The 15,599-nt window shown below is 69.7% G+C and carries 16 protein-coding genes and 1 tRNA gene; 8 read left to right on the forward strand and 9 right to left on the reverse strand.

Annotation, left to right across the window (positions count from 1 at the left end):
- Positions 1-11: 11 nt before the first annotated feature.
- Positions 12-854: an endonuclease III gene (gene nth / locus AB0903_RS21560; protein ID WP_366705104.1), complete on the reverse strand. Its 843-nt coding sequence runs from the start codon at positions 852-854 to the stop codon at positions 12-14.
- 291 nt (positions 855-1,145) lie between these two features.
- Between nth and AB0903_RS21565 the strand changes: the two genes are divergently transcribed.
- The gene (locus AB0903_RS21565) at positions 1,146-1,820 is read left to right on the forward strand and encodes a Crp/Fnr family transcriptional regulator (protein ID WP_005314425.1); all 675 of its coding nucleotides are present in this window, start codon (positions 1,146-1,148) and stop codon (positions 1,818-1,820) included.
- 112 nt (positions 1,821-1,932) lie between these two features.
- Here the strand turns inward: AB0903_RS21565 and AB0903_RS21570 are convergent, their stop codons facing one another.
- The 4 genes from AB0903_RS21570 to AB0903_RS21585 form a co-directional block, all read right to left on the reverse strand.
- Positions 1,933-2,775: an MBL fold metallo-hydrolase gene (locus AB0903_RS21570; RefSeq protein WP_366705106.1), complete on the reverse strand. Its 843-nt coding sequence runs from the start codon at positions 2,773-2,775 to the stop codon at positions 1,933-1,935.
- Positions 2,772-3,638: an NUDIX hydrolase gene (locus tag AB0903_RS21575; protein ID WP_366705108.1), complete on the reverse strand. Its 867-nt coding sequence runs from the start codon at positions 3,636-3,638 to the stop codon at positions 2,772-2,774. Before AB0903_RS21575 ends, AB0903_RS21570 begins: the two co-directional genes overlap by 4 nt.
- A gap of 183 nt (positions 3,639-3,821) precedes the next feature.
- On the reverse strand, positions 3,822-4,298 hold the full coding sequence (locus tag AB0903_RS21580; protein ID WP_366705110.1) for a RidA family protein: 477 nt from the start codon (positions 4,296-4,298) through the stop codon (positions 3,822-3,824).
- A complete protein-coding gene (locus AB0903_RS21585) occupies positions 4,295-4,456 on the reverse strand; it encodes a DUF4177 domain-containing protein (protein ID WP_005314434.1) in 162 nt (53 codons plus the stop codon). The genes AB0903_RS21580 and AB0903_RS21585 overlap by 4 nt, the downstream gene beginning before the upstream one ends.
- A gap of 116 nt (positions 4,457-4,572) precedes the next feature.
- Between AB0903_RS21585 and AB0903_RS21590 the strand changes: the two genes are divergently transcribed.
- Both AB0903_RS21590 and AB0903_RS21595 read left to right on the forward strand, forming a co-directional pair.
- A complete protein-coding gene (locus AB0903_RS21590) occupies positions 4,573-5,583 on the forward strand; it encodes an ArsA-related P-loop ATPase (protein ID WP_366705112.1) in 1,011 nt (336 codons plus the stop codon).
- Complete coding sequence (locus AB0903_RS21595; RefSeq protein WP_366705114.1) at positions 5,580-6,983, forward strand: ArsA-related P-loop ATPase; 1,404 nt, start codon at positions 5,580-5,582, stop codon at positions 6,981-6,983. The genes AB0903_RS21590 and AB0903_RS21595 overlap by 4 nt, the downstream gene beginning before the upstream one ends.
- A gap of 452 nt (positions 6,984-7,435) precedes the next feature.
- On the opposite strand, the gene AB0903_RS21600 is transcribed toward AB0903_RS21595, so the two are convergent.
- Positions 7,436-7,780 carry a WhiB family transcriptional regulator gene (locus AB0903_RS21600; protein ID WP_050791514.1) on the reverse strand — a complete coding sequence of 115 codons (345 nt, stop codon included), beginning with the start codon at positions 7,778-7,780 and terminating at the stop codon, positions 7,436-7,438.
- A gap of 409 nt (positions 7,781-8,189) precedes the next feature.
- Between AB0903_RS21600 and AB0903_RS21605 the strand changes: the two genes are divergently transcribed.
- Complete coding sequence (locus AB0903_RS21605; RefSeq protein WP_366705116.1) at positions 8,190-10,421, forward strand: transglycosylase domain-containing protein; 2,232 nt, start codon at positions 8,190-8,192, stop codon at positions 10,419-10,421.
- A gap of 113 nt (positions 10,422-10,534) precedes the next feature.
- On the opposite strand, the gene AB0903_RS21610 is transcribed toward AB0903_RS21605, so the two are convergent.
- A complete protein-coding gene (locus tag AB0903_RS21610; RefSeq protein WP_366705118.1) occupies positions 10,535-10,999 on the reverse strand; it encodes a GatB/YqeY domain-containing protein in 465 nt (154 codons plus the stop codon).
- Positions 11,000-11,425: 426 nt separating this feature from the next.
- Between AB0903_RS21610 and AB0903_RS21615 the strand changes: the two genes are divergently transcribed.
- A complete protein-coding gene (locus AB0903_RS21615; protein WP_366705120.1) occupies positions 11,426-12,364 on the forward strand; it encodes a metallophosphoesterase in 939 nt (312 codons plus the stop codon).
- A gap of 167 nt (positions 12,365-12,531) precedes the next feature.
- A tRNA-Pro gene (locus AB0903_RS21620) sits at positions 12,532-12,605 on the forward strand.
- A 99-nt stretch (positions 12,606-12,704) separates the two neighbouring features.
- Here AB0903_RS21620 and AB0903_RS21625 read toward each other — a convergent pair.
- Both AB0903_RS21625 and AB0903_RS21630 read right to left on the reverse strand, forming a co-directional pair.
- Positions 12,705-13,190 (reverse strand): hypothetical protein, encoded by a 486-nt coding sequence (locus AB0903_RS21625; RefSeq protein WP_366705122.1) that lies wholly within the window; start codon positions 13,188-13,190, stop codon positions 12,705-12,707.
- A 98-nt stretch (positions 13,191-13,288) separates the two neighbouring features.
- The gene (locus AB0903_RS21630; RefSeq protein WP_366705124.1) at positions 13,289-13,975 is read right to left on the reverse strand and encodes a TetR/AcrR family transcriptional regulator; all 687 of its coding nucleotides are present in this window, start codon (positions 13,973-13,975) and stop codon (positions 13,289-13,291) included.
- A 78-nt stretch (positions 13,976-14,053) separates the two neighbouring features.
- Here AB0903_RS21630 and AB0903_RS21635 point away from each other — a divergent pair, with 78 nt between their 5' ends.
- A complete protein-coding gene (locus AB0903_RS21635; RefSeq protein ID WP_366705126.1) occupies positions 14,054-14,596 on the forward strand; it encodes an MOSC domain-containing protein in 543 nt (180 codons plus the stop codon).
- Between the two features lie 305 nt (positions 14,597-14,901).
- Positions 14,902-15,477 (forward strand): TerD family protein, encoded by a 576-nt coding sequence (locus tag AB0903_RS21640; protein ID WP_366705128.1) that lies wholly within the window; start codon positions 14,902-14,904, stop codon positions 15,475-15,477.
- Positions 15,478-15,599 lie beyond the last annotated feature (122 nt).

Genomic DNA, 15,599 nt, shown 5'->3' on the forward strand with positions numbered 1-15,599 from the left:
ACGCGGCGGCGTCACCCGATCGCACGCACGGCCGGGGCCGGTTTGCCCGGGTAGTCCGGGGGTGGCTTGAGACGCTGGCCCGGCTGGCCGCCCTTTTCGTACTTCAGCAGCTTCGTCGCCTTCTCCGGGTCGGTCTCGCCCTCCCCGTACGCCGGGCAGAGGTGCGTGATCGGGCAGGCGCCGCAGGCGGGTCTGCGGGCGTGGCAGATACGGCGGCCGTGGAAGATCACCCGATGCGAGAGCATGGTCCACTCGCTCTTGGGGAAGATCGTGGCGATCTCGGCCTCGATCTTCACCGGATCGTCCTGATCGGTCCACTTCCAGCGCCGGGCCAGCCGCATGAAGTGGGTGTCCACGGTGATGCCCGGCACGCCGAAGGCATTGCCCAGGACGACGAACGCGGTCTTGCGGCCCACTCCGGGCAAGGTCACCAGGTCTGCCAGCCTGCCGGGGACCTCGCCGCCGAAGTTGTCGCGGATGGCGGCGGAGAGACCCATGATCGACTTGGTCTTGGCGCGGAAGAACCCGGTCGGCCGGATGATCTCCTCGACCGCCTCCGGCTCCGCCGCCGCCAGATCCTCGGGCGTGGGGTACGCGGCGAAGAGGGCGGGCGTCGTCTGGTTGACCCGGAGGTCGGTGGTCTGTGCCGACAGGACCGTCGCGATCAGCAGCTGGAAGGCGTTCTCGAAATCGAGCTCCGGATGGGCGTACGGGTACACCTCGGCGAGCTCGCGGTTGATGCGGCGGGCGCGCCGGACCATGGCCAGCCGCGATTCCGGCTTGGGCGTTTTATTCTTTTTGCCCAGGGCGGGCGATCGTTGTTCACCCACAGCGGAATTCTGCTTACCGGACACGTTCCCAGCCCCCTCGGCCTGTGCTCTCACCGGCGAATTGGACACCCGGCCAGCCTAAAGGCCCCCACCGACATTCGCCCAGGTCGCCCGCGATCAGGACCCGATCGGGCCCCTGCCGTAGGGCGAGGCGCGTCAGTACGTCAAACTTGTTGTGACTGATCGCACGATTGTTTACCACCAGGGTCCGTACCCGGGTGGAGCCCTACGGGGCACAGTGTCCCCAGGCCGGTACAGCACAGTCCGGCATCATGGGACCAACGCCCCCTGAGCAGGTCGACAAGGAGAGAACTCGTGGACGACGTTCTGCGGCGCGCCCCGCTCTTCGCGGCGCTCGATGACGAGCAGGCCGCGGAGCTCCGCGCCTCGATGAGTGAAGCGACGCTCGCCCGCGGCGACGCGCTCTTCCACGAGGGCGAACCGGGCGACCGCCTCTACGTGGTCACCGAAGGCAAGGTCAAGCTCCACCGCACCTCACCCGACGGCCGCGAGAACATGCTCGCGGTCCTCGGCCCCGGCGAGCTGATCGGCGAGCTGTCCCTCTTCGACCCGGGCCCGCGCACCGCGACCGCCACCGCGCTGACCGAGGTCAAGCTCCTCGGCCTCGGCCACGGTGACCTCCAGCCCTGGCTGAACGTGCGGCCCGAGGTGGCCACGGCACTGCTGCGCGCGGTCGCCCGCCGGCTCCGCAAGACCAACGACCAGATGTCCGACCTGGTCTTCTCCGACGTCCCGGGCCGTGTGGCCCGCGCGCTCCTCGACCTGTCGCGCCGTTTCGGCGTGCAGTCGGAGGAAGGCATCCACGTCGTCCACGACCTCACCCAGGAAGAGCTGGCCCAGCTGGTCGGCGCCTCCCGCGAGACCGTGAACAAGGCCCTGGCCGACTTCGCGCAGCGCGGCTGGCTGCGCCTGGAGGCGCGTGCGGTGATCCTGCTGGACGTCGAGCGCCTGGCCAAGCGTTCGCGCTGACGCAACCGGTCCAGGTACGCCCCGTACCCGACGCGAAGGGGCCGCCCGCCTGGGCGGCCCCTTCGCGTCGGGTGCATGTCCGCGGCGTCCCCCGACGCCCCTGCGGGTGCCTTTAGTCGATGGGCCCGATGAGGCCGTGCTCCCGAAGATATTCGAGCTGTGCGCGTACGGAGAGCTCTGCGGCCGGCCACAGGGACCTGTCCACCGCCGCGTACACCTGCGCGACGACCTCGGAGGCCGAGGTGCAGCCGTTCTCCACCGCTGTCTCCACCTGCGCGAGCCGGCTCGCGCGGTGCGCGAGGTAGAACTCGACGGCGCCCTGGGCGTCGTCCAGCACCGGGCCGTGACCGGGCAGCACGGTGCGGATGCCGTCGTCGACGGTGAGTGAGCGCAGGCGCCGCAGGGAGTCGAGGTAGTCGCCGAGCCTGCCGTCGGGGTGGGCGACGACGGTCGTCCCGCGACCGAGGACCGTGTCGCCGGTGAGCACGGCCCGGTCGGCCGGCAGGTGGAAGCTGAGCGAGTCCCCGGTGTGGCCGGGCGTGGGGACGACCCGCATCTCCAGGCCGCCTGTGGTGATCACATCGCCCGGGGCGAGCCCTTCGCCGCCGAGCCGCAGCGCCGGGTCGAGGGCCCGGACGTTCGTACGGGTCAGTTCCGCGAAGCGGACAGCACCTTCGGCGTGGTCCGGATGGCCGTGGGTCAGCAGGGTGAGGGCGATCCGCTTGCCCGCCCGTTCGGCGGTGTCGACGACGGCCCGCAGATGGCCGTCGTCGAGCGGCCCGGGGTCGACGACGACCGCGAGGTCCGAGTCCGGCTCGGACACGATCCAGGTGTTGGTGCCGTCGAGGGTCATCGCGGACGGGTTCGGGGCCAGTACGTTCACGGCGCGGGCGGTCGCGGGCCCCGACAGCACACCGCCACGGGGCTGCCCCGGCAGAGTCGCGGCGTCCGTCATCGCGGGCCTCCGGTGGGTACGTGTTTGGTGAACTCGTCGTGTCCCGGCCAGCTCAGGACGACCTCCCCGCCCTCCAGCCGGGCCGTGGCCAGCACCGGCGTGAGGTCCTGGTCCGCCGCCGCTTCCAGGGCCTGCGCGGCCGTCCGGTACGGCTGGAGCGTGCGGAGCGTCGCTACGGTCGGCGGCATCATCAGCAGGTCGCCCTTGTCGTATCCGGCCGTGGCGTCCGCGGGGCCGATCCAGACGGTGCTGTCGGCCTCCGAGGAGGCGTTGCGGGTGCGCTGGCCCTCGGGGAGCACCGCCACGAAGAACCAGGTGTCGTACCGGCGCGGCTCGAACTCCGGCGTGATCCAGCGCGCCCACGCGCCCAGCAGGTCCGAGCGGAGCACGAGCCCTCTGCGGTCCAGAAAGTCCGCGAACGACAGCCGCCGGTCGACCAGTGCCCGCCGGTCCGCCTCCCAGTCGTCGCCCGTCGTGTCGCCGACGACCGTGTCGTGGGTGGCACCGGCCAGCAGGACACCCGCCTCCTCGAACGTCTCCCGTACCGCCGCGCACACGATGGCCTGGGCGGACGCCGTGTCGTCGATGCCGAGGCGCTCCGCCCAGACCTTCAGGGAGGGGCCCGCCCAGCGCACCGGGCGGTCGTCGCGCGGGTCCACACCGCCGCCCGGGTACGCGTACGCGCCCCCGGCGAAGGCCATGGAGGCGCGTCGGCGCAGCATGTGGACAGCGGTGCCGTCGGCCGTGTCGCGCAGCAGCATCACCGTGGCGGCCCGCCTGGGGGCGACGGCGGTGAGTTCACCGCTCGCCAGCGCGCGGATGCGGTCGGGCCATTCCGGCGGGTACCACTGACCATTGGACATGGGCGGATGCTATGCGCTTCCGCGCCGATGTTCGAGGGACCTCTTCCGGGTGCCTGGCCGGCAGGCCGAGAGCCCGGCGGATCCGCCCCGCGTCCTCACCGAACGCCGGGCGTACGGCAACGGCCCCGTGCCCGCCGGAAGTCCGGCGGGCACGGGGCCGTACTCGTACCGAGGTGTGCTCTGTCAGCTTCCGTCCTGGACGAGTTCCACCTGGATCTCGACCTCGACCGGTGCGTCCAGGGGCAGCACGGCGACACCGACGGCGCTGCGCGCGTGGATTCCCTTGTCACCGAGCAGCTCGCCGAGCAGTTCGCTGGCACCGTTGAGGACGGCCGGCTGGCCGGTGAAGTCGGCGGCGGACGCCACGAAGCCGACGACCTTCACCACACGCGCGATGCGGTCCAGGTCGCCGACGACCGATTTCACGGCCGCCAGCGCGTTCAGCGCGCAGGTGCGGGCGAGTTCCTTGGCCTCCTCAGGGGTAACCTCGGCCCCGACCTTGCCGGTCACCGGAAGCTTGCCCTCCACCATCGGGAGCTGGCCCGCGGTGTAGACGTACGGGCCGGACACCACGGCCGGCTGGTACGCGGCCAGCGGCGGCACCACTTCCGGCAGCGTCAGTCCGAGTTCGGCGAGCCGGGCGTCGACGACGCCGCTCACGAGGACTTCTCACGCTTCAGGTAGGCCACGAGCTGCTCGGGGTTGTTGGGCCCGGGTACGACCTGGACCAGCTCCCAGCCGTCCTCGCCCCAGGTGTCCAGAATCTGCTTCGTCGCGTGCACGAGAAGGGGCACGGTCGCGTATTCCCACTTGGTCATGGAGCCGACTGTAGCCGCACCCCCGGCATGGTCCGTGACGCAGCCCGACGGTTCGTGACGCAGGCCGCACACCGCCTCGTGCGTAGGGCGGGGCGCGACTGGTTAGGCTCGCATACGTGAGCAGGCTCCAGGTCGTCAGCGGCAAGGGCGGGACCGGTAAGACCACGGTTGCCGCCGCCCTCGCGCTCGCCCTCGCGACCGAGGGAAAGCGGACTCTTCTCGTCGAGGTCGAGGGCAGGCAAGGCATCGCCCAGCTGTTCGAGACGGAGGCCCTTCCTTATGAGGAACGCAAGATCGCCGTTTCCTCCGCGTCAGAAGGTGCATCGCGCAGCGATTCGGACAAGGGTGGTGGTCGACGGGCGGGAGAGGTGTTCGCGCTGGCCATCGACGCCGAGCGCGCCCTCCTCGACTACCTCCAGATGTTCTACAAGCTCGGCGGCGCCGGCCGCGCCCTGAAGAAGATCGGCGCGATCGACTTCGCGACGACGATCGCCCCGGGCGTCCGCGACGTGCTGTTGACCGGCAAGGCATGCGAAGCGGTCCGCCGCCGGGACAAGCAAGGACAGTACGTCTACGACCATGTGGTCATGGACGCCCCGCCCACCGGCCGCATCACCCGCTTCCTGAACGTCAACGACGAGGTGGCCGGGCTGGCGAGGATCGGCCCGATACACAACCAGGCACAGGCGGTGATGCGGGTCCTCAAGTCTCCCGAGACGGCCGTCCACCTGGTGACCCTCCTGGAGGAGATGCCGGTACAGGAGACCGCGGACGGCGTCGCCGAACTACGCGCCGCCGATCTGCCGGTGGGCCAGGTCATCGTGAACATGGTCCGCCCGCACCTCCTTGACGAGGACGCGGTGCGCGTCGCGGCGAACAGCCGGCGCGGTGCCGTCACCAAGGCCCTCACGGCGGCCGGCGTCCCGGGTGCCGCGACGCTCGTCACGCCTCTGCTGGAGCAGGCCGCCGAGCACGCTCAGCGCGTGGAACTGGAACGAGAGCAGCGCACCACGCTGAGCACCCTGAAACTCGGCACGTACGAACTCCCCATGCTGGGTGAGGGCGTCGACCTGTCCGGCCTCTACCAACTGGCGAAGGAACTGCGCAAGCAAGGGGTGGGCTCATGACACTGGACCCGTCGGCCCGGCTCGAGATCGACCCGCTCATCGACGACCCGGCCACCCGCATCATCGTGTGCTGCGGCGCCGGGGGCGTCGGCAAGACGACGACGGCCGCCGCCCTCGGCGTACGGGCGGCCGAGCGCGGCCGCAAGGTGGTCGTCCTCACCATCGACCCGGCCCGTCGGCTCGCGCAGTCCATGGGTATCGACTCCCTCGACAACACCCCGCGCCGGGTCAGGGGCATCGAGGACCGGGGCGGGGCACCGGGAGGTGGTTCGGGCAGGGCCGGTGACGGCCGGCCGGCGGGCGAACTGCACGCCATGATGCTCGACATGAAGCGGACGTTCGACGAGATCGTCGAGGCGCACGCGGACGGGGAGCGGGCCCGCGCCATCCTGGAGAACCCCTTCTACCAATCCCTGTCCGCCGGTTTCGCGGGCACGCAGGAATACATGGCCATGGAGAAGCTGGGCCAGCTGCGGGCGCGTGACGAGTGGGACCTGATCGTCGTCGACACGCCGCCGTCGCGTTCGGCGCTGGACTTCCTGGACGCGCCGAAACGCCTCGGGTCGTTCCTGGACGGCAAGTTCATCAAGCTGCTGATGACCCCTGCGAAGGTGGGCGGCCGTGCGGGGATGAAGTTCCTCAATGTCGGCATGTCGATGATGACGGGCACGCTGGGCAAGGTGCTGGGCGGCCAACTGCTGAAGGACGTGCAGACGTTCGTCGCGGCGATGGACACCATGTTCGGCGGGTTCCGTACGCGGGCGGACGCGACGTACCGGCTGCTCCAGGCCCCGGGGACGGCGTTCCTCGTCGTCGCGGCGCCCGAGCGCGACGCGCTGCGGGAGGCTGCGTACTTCGTGGAACGGCTGGCGGCGGAGGACATGCCGCTTGCCGGTCTGGTCCTCAACCGGGTGCACGGCAGCGAGGCGGCGCGGCTGTCCGCGGAGCGGGCGCTGGCGGCCGCGGAAAATCTTGACGAGGCCGGCATTGTGGATCAGGTGCCCGGGAAGACTGGTGTTCGTGACGCCGCGGCCGTCTCCCCCGAATCGCCGTCCGCGGGTCGCTCCCCCGCAGCCCCACCGCCAGTCGGCCCGTCGGCGGCCGGCACCCCGGAAGCAGTACCGGACCCTCCCGAAGCCCGTGAAGAATCCACAAGCTTGAAGAACGCGCCGGAGCAGACCACCGAAGAGATGACCGCCGGTCTGCTGCGGCTGCATGCCGAACGGATGCAGGTGCTCGCTCGCGAACGGCGCACCCGCGACCGTTTCACCGCGCTGCACCCGGAAGTGGCGGTGGCCGAAGTGCCCGCGCTCCCGGGTGACGTACACGATCTCGCCGGCCTGCGCGCCATCGGCGACCGCCTCGCGACGGGCGGGAGCGCCGCGGCCGGCGCGGCGTAGCCGCGACGGGGCGGCCGGAGCGTGCGTGCGCTCGGGCAGGGCTCCGTGCGCAGGACACGGGGCCGGACGGCCCATGGGCCTTGGCGCCGCGCCGGGCCTTGGGCGCGGACATGCCGCGGCTCGTGCGCCGAGGACGTCCGGGCTCGTGGGCGCAGCATGGCGAAGCCCCCGGGCGGGGCGCGCTCGTCGGAGCCGCCGACGTCCGGCGGCGCCGCGTCGATGCCCAGCACCCCGAAGTGCCGCGCCGGTGCACGACGTCCGGCGTGCGGCGGCTGTCGACCTTCGTGCGCGGCCCGGTGTCAGGCGGGCGTGGCCGGTGTGCGGCGTGCACGGGCCGGTGACAGGAATGCCTCGCGCACTGGGGCGCACGCCCCTCGCGATCGGCCCCCGTCGCGCAACGCCCTGCCGAAGGCGCACGGCCGAGGCGTCACGTCACGCACTCCCGTGAACCGCTAGCCGACCGCCGCATACGCCTCGTACGTCTCGTCGTCGTCGAGGGCGACGGGAAGGATCCCCGCACTGCGCTCGTATTCCGTGCGTGCGGTCTCGAGCAGTCGCCGCCAGGAGGTGACCGTGGGCCGCCTGCGCAGCAGTGCCCGCCGCTCCCGCTCGGTCATTCCACCCCACACCCCGAACTCGACGCGGTTGTCGAGCGCGTCGGCCAGGCACTCGGTGCGCACCGGGCATCCCGTGCACACCGCCTTGGCCCTGTTCTGCGCTGCCCCTTGTACGAACAGTTCATCCGGATCCGTCGTGCGGCAGGCTGCCTGCGCACTCCAGTCGGTTACCCAGCCCATGCCGGCGCCGTCCTCTCCCGAATCGAGGCTCCCCCACGGCGGCAGCGGCATATTCACCGCTGCCAGTTGAGGACGTTACGGAAGGTGGGCACAGCGCAACACCCCCTTGGGGCCCAATCTTGAATGGCCCGAACGGACTATGCGTACGCGGCAGATCACCCAGGGGAGTGACCTGGGGACATATCGAAGAAGCCCGACGACACGGGGCAATTCAGTTGGACCACAAGGGGGCACATCATCACGCATGCGCCGGATTCGGACATGACTCACGGACACAACTTCGCCGGATTCGGGTACAGCGGAAGTCGTGTCAAGTACTTGATGCAGAACCACACTGCTGTGACAGTTGTGAGCAGCTTAGGCCAATGCCTTTACGCCTGTCCGGCAAATGAGAACGTAGGCTGCCCTCATGGCAAAGAAGCGCTCGGGCGGCGGTCTGACAGCGACCCAGCAGGCCGCCAAGTTCCTCGGTGTCAGTGTGCTCTCCGGAGCGGTGCTGGCAGGCATCGCCCTGCCCGGATTCGGAGCGCTGGGGCTCGCGGCCAAGGGGACGGTCGAAGGGTTCGACACCATCCCGGCCAACCTCAAGACGCCGCCGCTGAGTCAGCGCACCACGATCCTCGACTCCGAGGGCGGGAAGATCGCCGTGGTCTACTCGCGTGACCGCACGGTGGTACCCCTCAAGGACATCTCGCCGTACATGCAGAAGGCGATCGTCGCCATCGAGGACGCCCGCTTCTACGAGCACGGCGCGATCGACCTCAAGGGCGTGCTGCGGGCGCTGAACAAGAACGCGCAGTCGGGCGGCGTCTCCGAGGGCGCCTCCACGCTCACCCAGCAGTACGTGAAGAACGTCTTCGTCGAAGAGGCCGGCGACGACCCGGACAAGGTCGCCCAGGCCATCCAGCAGACACTTGGCCGCAAGATCCGCGAACTGAAGTACGCGATCCAGGTCGAGGAGGAGCTCGGCAAGAAGAAGATCCTCGAGAACTACCTCAACATCACCTTCTTCGGTCAGCAGGCGTACGGCATCGAGGCCGCGTCCCAGCGTTACTTCTCCAAGCACGCCAAGGACCTGAAGCTGGGGGAGGCGGCGCTGCTAGCGGGCGTCGTCCAGTCGCCAAGCCGCTTCGACCCGGTCAACGACTCGGAGGAGGCGACCAAGCGCCGCAACATCGTGCTGCAGCGCATGGCCGACGTCGGCGACATCTCCCGGGGCGAGGCGGAAGAGGCCAAGGCCGCGCCGATCGAGCTGAAGGTGAGCAAGCCGAAGAACGGCTGCATCACCGCCGTCGACGGCGCGGGCTTCTTCTGCGACTACGTCCGCCAGGTGTTCTTGACCGACCCGGTCTTCGGAAAGACCCGGAAGGACCGGCTCAAGGTCTGGAACCAGGGCGGTCTGACGATCAGGACCACGCTGAAGCCGCAGGCCCAGAAGGCTGCGCAGCAGTCGATAAAGAACCACGTCTACCAGACCGACAAGGTCGCCACCGCAGTGACGCTGGTCGAGCCCGGGACCGGCAAGATCGTGGCGATGGGACAGTCCAAGCCGTACGGCTTCGGCAAGAACGAGACCCAGATCAACTACTCGGTCAACAAGGCGATGGGCGGCTCGAACTACGGCTTCCCGGTCGGCTCCACCTTCAAGCCGTTCCTGGCGTCCGCCGCGCTGGAACAGGGCAAACCTCCGACGCAGGTGTATGCGTCGCCGTTCAAGATGCCGTATCCGCAGTCGATCCCGACCTGCAACGGAAAGCCCTGGGTCAACACTGACGGCGCAGTCCTCGAGAACGAGAACGAGTCGGAGGTCGGACCGTACCCGCTCAGAAAAGCGATGGAACTGTCCGTCAACACCTACTTCGTGGAGATGATCGGCGAGATCGGGATGTGCCCGATCTCGGAGATGGCCACCAAGCTCGGTGTGGTACAAGGCGACGGAAGTAAGCTTCCCGAACTGCCGTCGGCCCTCACCCTCGGCTCCACCGGCATCTCGCCGCTCACCATGGCCAACGCCTACGCGACCTTCGCCAACCGCGGCAACTACTGCACTCCGACGGCGATCGAGTCGATCACCACGGCAGACGGCAAGAGCCTGAAGGTCCCGCAGACCCAGTGCTCCCAGGCGATGTCGCAACAGACCGCCGACACCATCAACACGCTGCTGCGCGGAGTGGTCGACTCCGGTACGGGCAGGCAGGCCGGGCTCCAGAGCCGCGACAACGCGGGCAAGACCGGCACGACGGACTTCCGCAAGAACGCCTGGTTCGTGGGCTACACCCCGAACATGTCCGGCGCGGTCTGGGTCGGCAGCGCCGACCAGCAGGTGGAGATGGAGAACATCACCATCGGCGGCCAGTACCACCCGAAGGTCTTCGGTGGCGGAGTGCCGGGTCCGATCTGGAAGGACGCGATGGCGGGGGCGCTGGAGGGCCAGCCCGCCCCGCAGTTCGACGTCGTGCACATCCCGGACCCGCAGAAGGAGAAGGACAAAGAGAAGGACAAGGACAAGGGGAAGCCGGGCGACGACAAGCCCGGCGACGAGGACCCGTGGCCCGGCATCTCCATCCCGCCGGACCTGATCGGCGGCGGCAACAACCGCGGCCAGGGCAACGGCGGCGGTGACGGCGGCAACTGGCCGTAGAAGTCCGTCCGTACGAGGCGCACGAAGGGGGCGCCCCCGGTCCTGAGGAACCCGGGGCGCCCCCTTCCGCATTCTGCGCCGAGCCGGGACCGTGTCCCGCGGCGCCCCGGACGTCAACCCGCGAGCAGCTGCTTCACCGTGGCGGCCACGCGGCCACCCTCTGCGCGGCCGGCCACCTTCGGATTCACGATCTTCATGACGGCGCCCATCGCGCGCGGTCCCTCGGCACCTGCGGCCTTGGCCTCATCGACCGCCTGCGCCACGATCTGGCGCAGCTCGTCGTCCGTCAGCTGCTGCGGCAGGTACGCATCGAGAATCAGGCCCTCCGCCTTCTCACGCTCGGCCTGCTCGGCACGACCACCCTGGGCGAACGCGTCGGCGGCCTCGCGGCGCTTCTTCGCCTCCTTGGCGATCACCTTCTGCACCTCGTCGTCGGAGAGTTCACGGGCACTCTTGCCCGAGACCTCCTCCTTGGTGATCGCGGCGAGGGTCAGCCGGAGCGTGGAAGAGCGCAGTTCGTCGCGCGCCCTGATCGCCTCGGTGAGGTCTTCCTGCAGCTTGGACTTGAGCGTGGTCATGCCGCCAAGTGTGGCAGGTGGGCGACGGAACGCGCCCGCGCATTTCGTGTCGGGCGCCGCGCGGAGTCGATGGCGGGTACTTCGGCGGGCGCGCCGAACCACGTGCGGCGTGGCGGGAGTCGCGCTGCTCGGCGTGGCGTCCATGGCGCTCCGCCTGCCCCGACTCGCCGTGCACTGCGACACGGACCCCTCCGTGGCACTGTGGCTCGGCGGCTCAGCCCTCTGATGCTGCCGCGCCTTGTCAGCGGTGCGAACAACGACGCGACCGTGCCGGAGCTGCTGGGCGTCGGACTCGTGGCTGCACTCGGCCGCAGACCGGTCATGGCCGTAGCGCTGATCACCTTGGTAACCCTGGTAAAGCGCCCGCGGCCCTCGGGCTCGTCGCCGTCGTCGTCGCCATCCTGCCAGGTCTGCGACGATGGACACATGCGCGCACGTTACGGGCTCCCCCTGAAGATCACCGCAGGAATCACGGCGGCCGGAGCCGCCGGACTCGTCTACGCCGCGGGCATCGAGGCCCGTTCGTTCCGGCTGCGACGGGTGACGGTACCGGTGCTGCCGCGCAGGATGCGGCCGCTGCGCGTGCTCCAGGTCTCCGACATCCACATGGTGAGCGGTCAGCGCAAGAAGCGAGCCTGGCTCCAGTCGCTGGCCGGCCTGCGCCCCGACTTCGTCGTCAACACGGGCGACAATCTCTCCGACTCGGAGGGCGTGCCCGAGGTCCTGGACGCCCTGGGCCCGCTCATGGAGATCCCCGGCGTCTACGTCTTCGGCTCCAACGACTACTACGGACCGAAGCTCCGCAACCCTGCCCGCTACCTCCTCGAGAAGGCGCAGGGCCGCCACGGCCTCAACGGCAATGCCCCGGCCGTCGGCGTCGTCCACAACCCGTGGGAAGGCATGCGGGACGCGTTCGACTCCGCCGGATGGCTGGACCTCACGAACACCCGCGGCCGGCTGAAGCTCGACGGCTACGAGATCGCGTTCACCGGCCTCGACGACCCACACATCAAACGTGACCGGTACGACAAGGTGCTCGGCGGCCCGGAGAAGGACGCGGACTTCTCCCTGGCCGTGGTCCATGCCCCCTACCTGCGCACTCTCGACGCCTTCACCGCCGACGGCTACCCCCTGATCCTCGCGGGCCACACCCACGGCGGCCAGCTGTGCATCCCCTTCTACGGCGCCCTGGTCACCAACTGCGACCTGGACACCGACCGGGTCAAGGGCCTCTCCACCTACCGGGCCGAGGGGAACGTCTCCTACCTCCACGTCTCTGCGGGCTGCGGCACCAACCGCTACACCCCGGTCCGTTTCGCCTGCCCCCCTGAGGCGACCCTCCTGACCCTGACCCCGCGCGACTGATGACCCCGCGCTCACACGGCCCCGGCCCGGCCGGACGCGGCCGCTAGGCGGGTCCGACGGCGCGTCCGGGCGGGGTCCGGGACGCAGCCGGGCCCGGTAGAAACCGGATTTCGTCTCCGGCCGCGGGTGGGCTAAAGTAATCGATGTCGCCGGGACACCGGCGACATCGGGGTGTAGCGCAGCTTGGCAGCGCGCTTCGTTCGGGACGAAGAGGTCGTGGGTTCAAATCCCGCCACCCCGACAGCTGAAACACCAGGTCAGGGGCCTGATCCGCATCGCGGGTCGGGCCCCTGAGTGGTTTTCCCGGGCGTCGCTCCCCCCGGGTGTGCGGGGCGGGTCGTCAGCGTCGGCCGGGGTGCTGAACCCGGTGGGCGTCGCGGAGGAGGGCGGGCGCCACTCGGCGGTGCGTGGCGGACAGCCGTGACCAGAGCCTTGCGGCTACCGGCCGGTCGTAGCGGATGAAGGTGGCCAGCGACACGTGCCGGTCGGCGACGTGCATGACGAGGTGGCCGGTCAGCATCCAGGAGCGGGCCTCGAGTCTGATCCATCGGTCGCTGTGGTCGGCGATCCGCCATCCGGCCACGTGGTCCGACGAGGAACGCCACTTCAGGCGCAGGCCGAGGATGAGCCGCCAGATTACCTGGCCCTGTGGGCCCGCGACGTCTTCGAGCGCGGCGCGGGCCCACTGCTCGGGTGACCTGAGTGCGGCGTCGTCCGTGATGAGGGTGAAGACGTCGGCGTAGTCGGGGTCGGGGATCGGGCAGAGAGAGGAGATCGCATCCGGCAATTCGTGCTGTTGACGGACGGTCAGGGCGCGGTTGTCCATGGTGCTTCCCTCTTGGTGGGCGCGGCAGTTGGTTGCCGGTTCCGGTGTGGGACCGCGGGGAGCGGCACCACCCCTGCCGACGGGGGTACTTCGGGTTGTTATCGGGGATCCTCAGGCCGGTCGTGCGCAGCGGGCGCGAGACCGAGCACGCCAATGGCGGCGCGTTCAGCGAGTACCTCGTCGTGCGGAGCCTGGCCGACCAGGGCGACGACGGTCCCTTCGAGGGCACCGACGAAGGCCGACGCCAGAGTGCGGGTCGGCGGCCCGGGTGGAATGGCACCGGTCGCGCGGCCCGCGTCGATGTGACCGCCGCACAGGGTGACGAGTTCCTCGTAGCCGCTCTCCACCGCGCGCCCGACGGGATGGTCCTGCCCCGTGAACTCCAGCCTCAGGGCGAGCGCCATACGGGCGACGTCGCGCCGGCAGAAGACAGCGTGTCCGCGCGCCACGGCCCTCAGCGCCGCAACCGGCTCCGACTCCTGTTCGACGAGGCGCCCCACCTCCTGCTGCCAGGCGTCGAGGACCCACTCGAGGGCGGCCAGAGTCAGTTCCTGCTTGTCCTTGAACTGGTGGTACAGGGCGCCGCGGGTGTATCCGGCCTCGCCGGCCACCTGCTCGAGCTTCAGGTTGCCGTAGCCGTAGCGGGACAGGCCCCGGGCGGCGGACTCGAGCAGCGCGCCGCGGGACCGGGCTCTGCGGTCGGCCTGGCTGGAGCGTGAGCGGGAACGGCCGGCGTCGGCCCACCCTGCCCGCCCGGTCGGGCCCCTCTCGTTACGTACGTTCATGCATGTATGTTATGTCGGTGTGGGTGCCAGAAGCTAGGCTCGTCGTGGATTCATGCCGATGAGACGGGGGGTTCTGCCATGAGCGGGACAGTTGCGGCGGTCAGCAGCAACGGCGAGTACTCGTTCACCAAGGGGAACCGCGACAGCATTACGTTGCTCGCGGGGCTCGGTGTGGAGGGGGACGTGCACGCGGGCGTCACGGTCAAGCACCGTTCGCGGGTCGCTCAGGACCCGACCCAGCCGAATCTGCGTCAGGTGCACCTCATACAGGAGGAGCTCTTCGCGGAGGTCGCTCGGGAAGGGTTCGACGTGAAAGCCGGCGACCTCGGGGAGAACATCACGACGCGCGGCATCGACCTGCTCGGCCTGCCGGTCGGGACGCGGCTGCACATCGGGGATGAGGCGGTTGTGGAGGTCACGGGCCTGCGTAACCCCTGCCTGCAGATCGACAACTTCCGGGCCGGGCTGCTGAAGCAGGTCGTCGGCCGGGACGAGGCCGGGAACGTCGTGCGGAAGGCGGGCATCATGAGCGTTGTCGTCACGGGTGGCGTGATACTGCCCGGCGACACGATCGCGGTGCGTCTGCCGGAAGAGCCGCATCGGCCGCTCGACAAGGTCTGACGGCTCCGGAGGCCACGCCGCACCTGAGCCGTGCCCAGGGGCCAGGACGAATCCCGACGGTCCGAGCCGGGGCCGAGTTCGCCGAGTACTGCGTCGAGCACGACGGCTCGTCGACGAGGACGGCACCTGACATGTTCGTGGCCCTGTGAAAGCGCCGACGTCAGGGGCCGGGCGGGTGATACGGAGCAAATTCCCGACAGGTGATCCGACGGGTGGGGAACCGAAGCGGGGGGTCCGTCGTTGACCGGTTGGGCAAAGGAATCGTCAAGTGGCGCGGCCCGCGCCGGATTGCGCAGGGGATTTCCATGGGTGTCAGCCTTTCCAAGGGCGGCAACGTCTCGCTCAGCAAGGAGGCCCCGGGCCTGACCGCGGTCGTCGTGGGCCTCGGTTGGGACGTCCGCAGCACCACCGGGACCGACTTCGACCTGGACGCCAGCGCTCTGCTGGTGGACGCGAACGGCAAGGTCCTGAGCGACCAGCACTTCGTGTTCTTCAACAACCTCAAGAGCCCCGACGGGTCCGTCGAGCACACCGGCGACAACCTCACCGGCGAGGGCGAGGGCGACGACGAGCAGATCAAGGTCAACCTGGCCGGTGTGGCCGCCGAGGTCGACAAGATCGTCTTCCCGGTGTCGATCCACGAGGGCGAGAGCCGCGGCCAGTCGTTCGGCCAGGTGCGCAACGCTTTCATCCGCGTCGTCAACCAGGCCGACAACAACGAGCTCGCGCGTTACGACCTGAGCGAGGACGCCTCGACGGAGACCGCGATGGTCTTCGGTGAGCTGTACCGCAACGGCGCGGAGTGGAAGTTCCGTGCCGTCGGCCAGGGTTACGCCTCCGGACTGCGCGGCATCGCGCAGGACTTCGGCGTCAACATCTGAGGGCCGGCACCTGAGCATCGGTACCTGCATGCCGGTATCTGCGCGCCGGTAGCTGCACGCCGGTAGCTGCACGTCAGTACCTGCGCGCCGCGTACCTGAGGTCAGCCCCTGAGGCGTCTGCA

Source organism: Streptomyces sp. NPDC048389 (assembly GCF_040706335.1).
GTDB lineage: Bacteria > Actinomycetota > Actinomycetes > Streptomycetales > Streptomycetaceae > Streptomyces.

Coding starts and splice junctions, on each gene's coding strand:
- AB0903_RS21570 (WP_366705106.1), bottom strand. CDS start 2,775: ATGACGGACGCCGCGACTCTGCCGGGGCAGCCCCGTGGCGGTGTGCTG.
- AB0903_RS21575 (WP_366705108.1), bottom strand. CDS start 3,638: ATGTCCAATGGTCAGTGGTACCCGCCGGAATGGCCCGACCGCATCCGC.
- AB0903_RS21585 (WP_005314434.1), bottom strand. CDS start 4,456: ATGACCAAGTGGGAATACGCGACCGTGCCCCTTCTCGTGCACGCGACG.
- AB0903_RS21595 (WP_366705114.1), top strand. CDS start 5,580: ATGACACTGGACCCGTCGGCCCGGCTCGAGATCGACCCGCTCATCGAC.
- AB0903_RS21600 (WP_050791514.1), bottom strand. CDS start 7,780: ATGGGCTGGGTAACCGACTGGAGTGCGCAGGCAGCCTGCCGCACGACG.
- AB0903_RS21605 (WP_366705116.1), top strand. CDS start 8,190: ATGGCAAAGAAGCGCTCGGGCGGCGGTCTGACAGCGACCCAGCAGGCC.
- AB0903_RS21610 (WP_366705118.1), bottom strand. CDS start 10,999: ATGACCACGCTCAAGTCCAAGCTGCAGGAAGACCTCACCGAGGCGATC.
- AB0903_RS21615 (WP_366705120.1), top strand. CDS start 11,426: ATGCGCGCACGTTACGGGCTCCCCCTGAAGATCACCGCAGGAATCACG.
- AB0903_RS21625 (WP_366705122.1), bottom strand. CDS start 13,190: ATGGACAACCGCGCCCTGACCGTCCGTCAACAGCACGAATTGCCGGAT.
- AB0903_RS21630 (WP_366705124.1), bottom strand. CDS start 13,975: ATGAACGTACGTAACGAGAGGGGCCCGACCGGGCGGGCAGGGTGGGCC.
- AB0903_RS21635 (WP_366705126.1), top strand. CDS start 14,054: ATGAGCGGGACAGTTGCGGCGGTCAGCAGCAACGGCGAGTACTCGTTC.
- AB0903_RS21640 (WP_366705128.1), top strand. CDS start 14,902: ATGGGTGTCAGCCTTTCCAAGGGCGGCAACGTCTCGCTCAGCAAGGAG.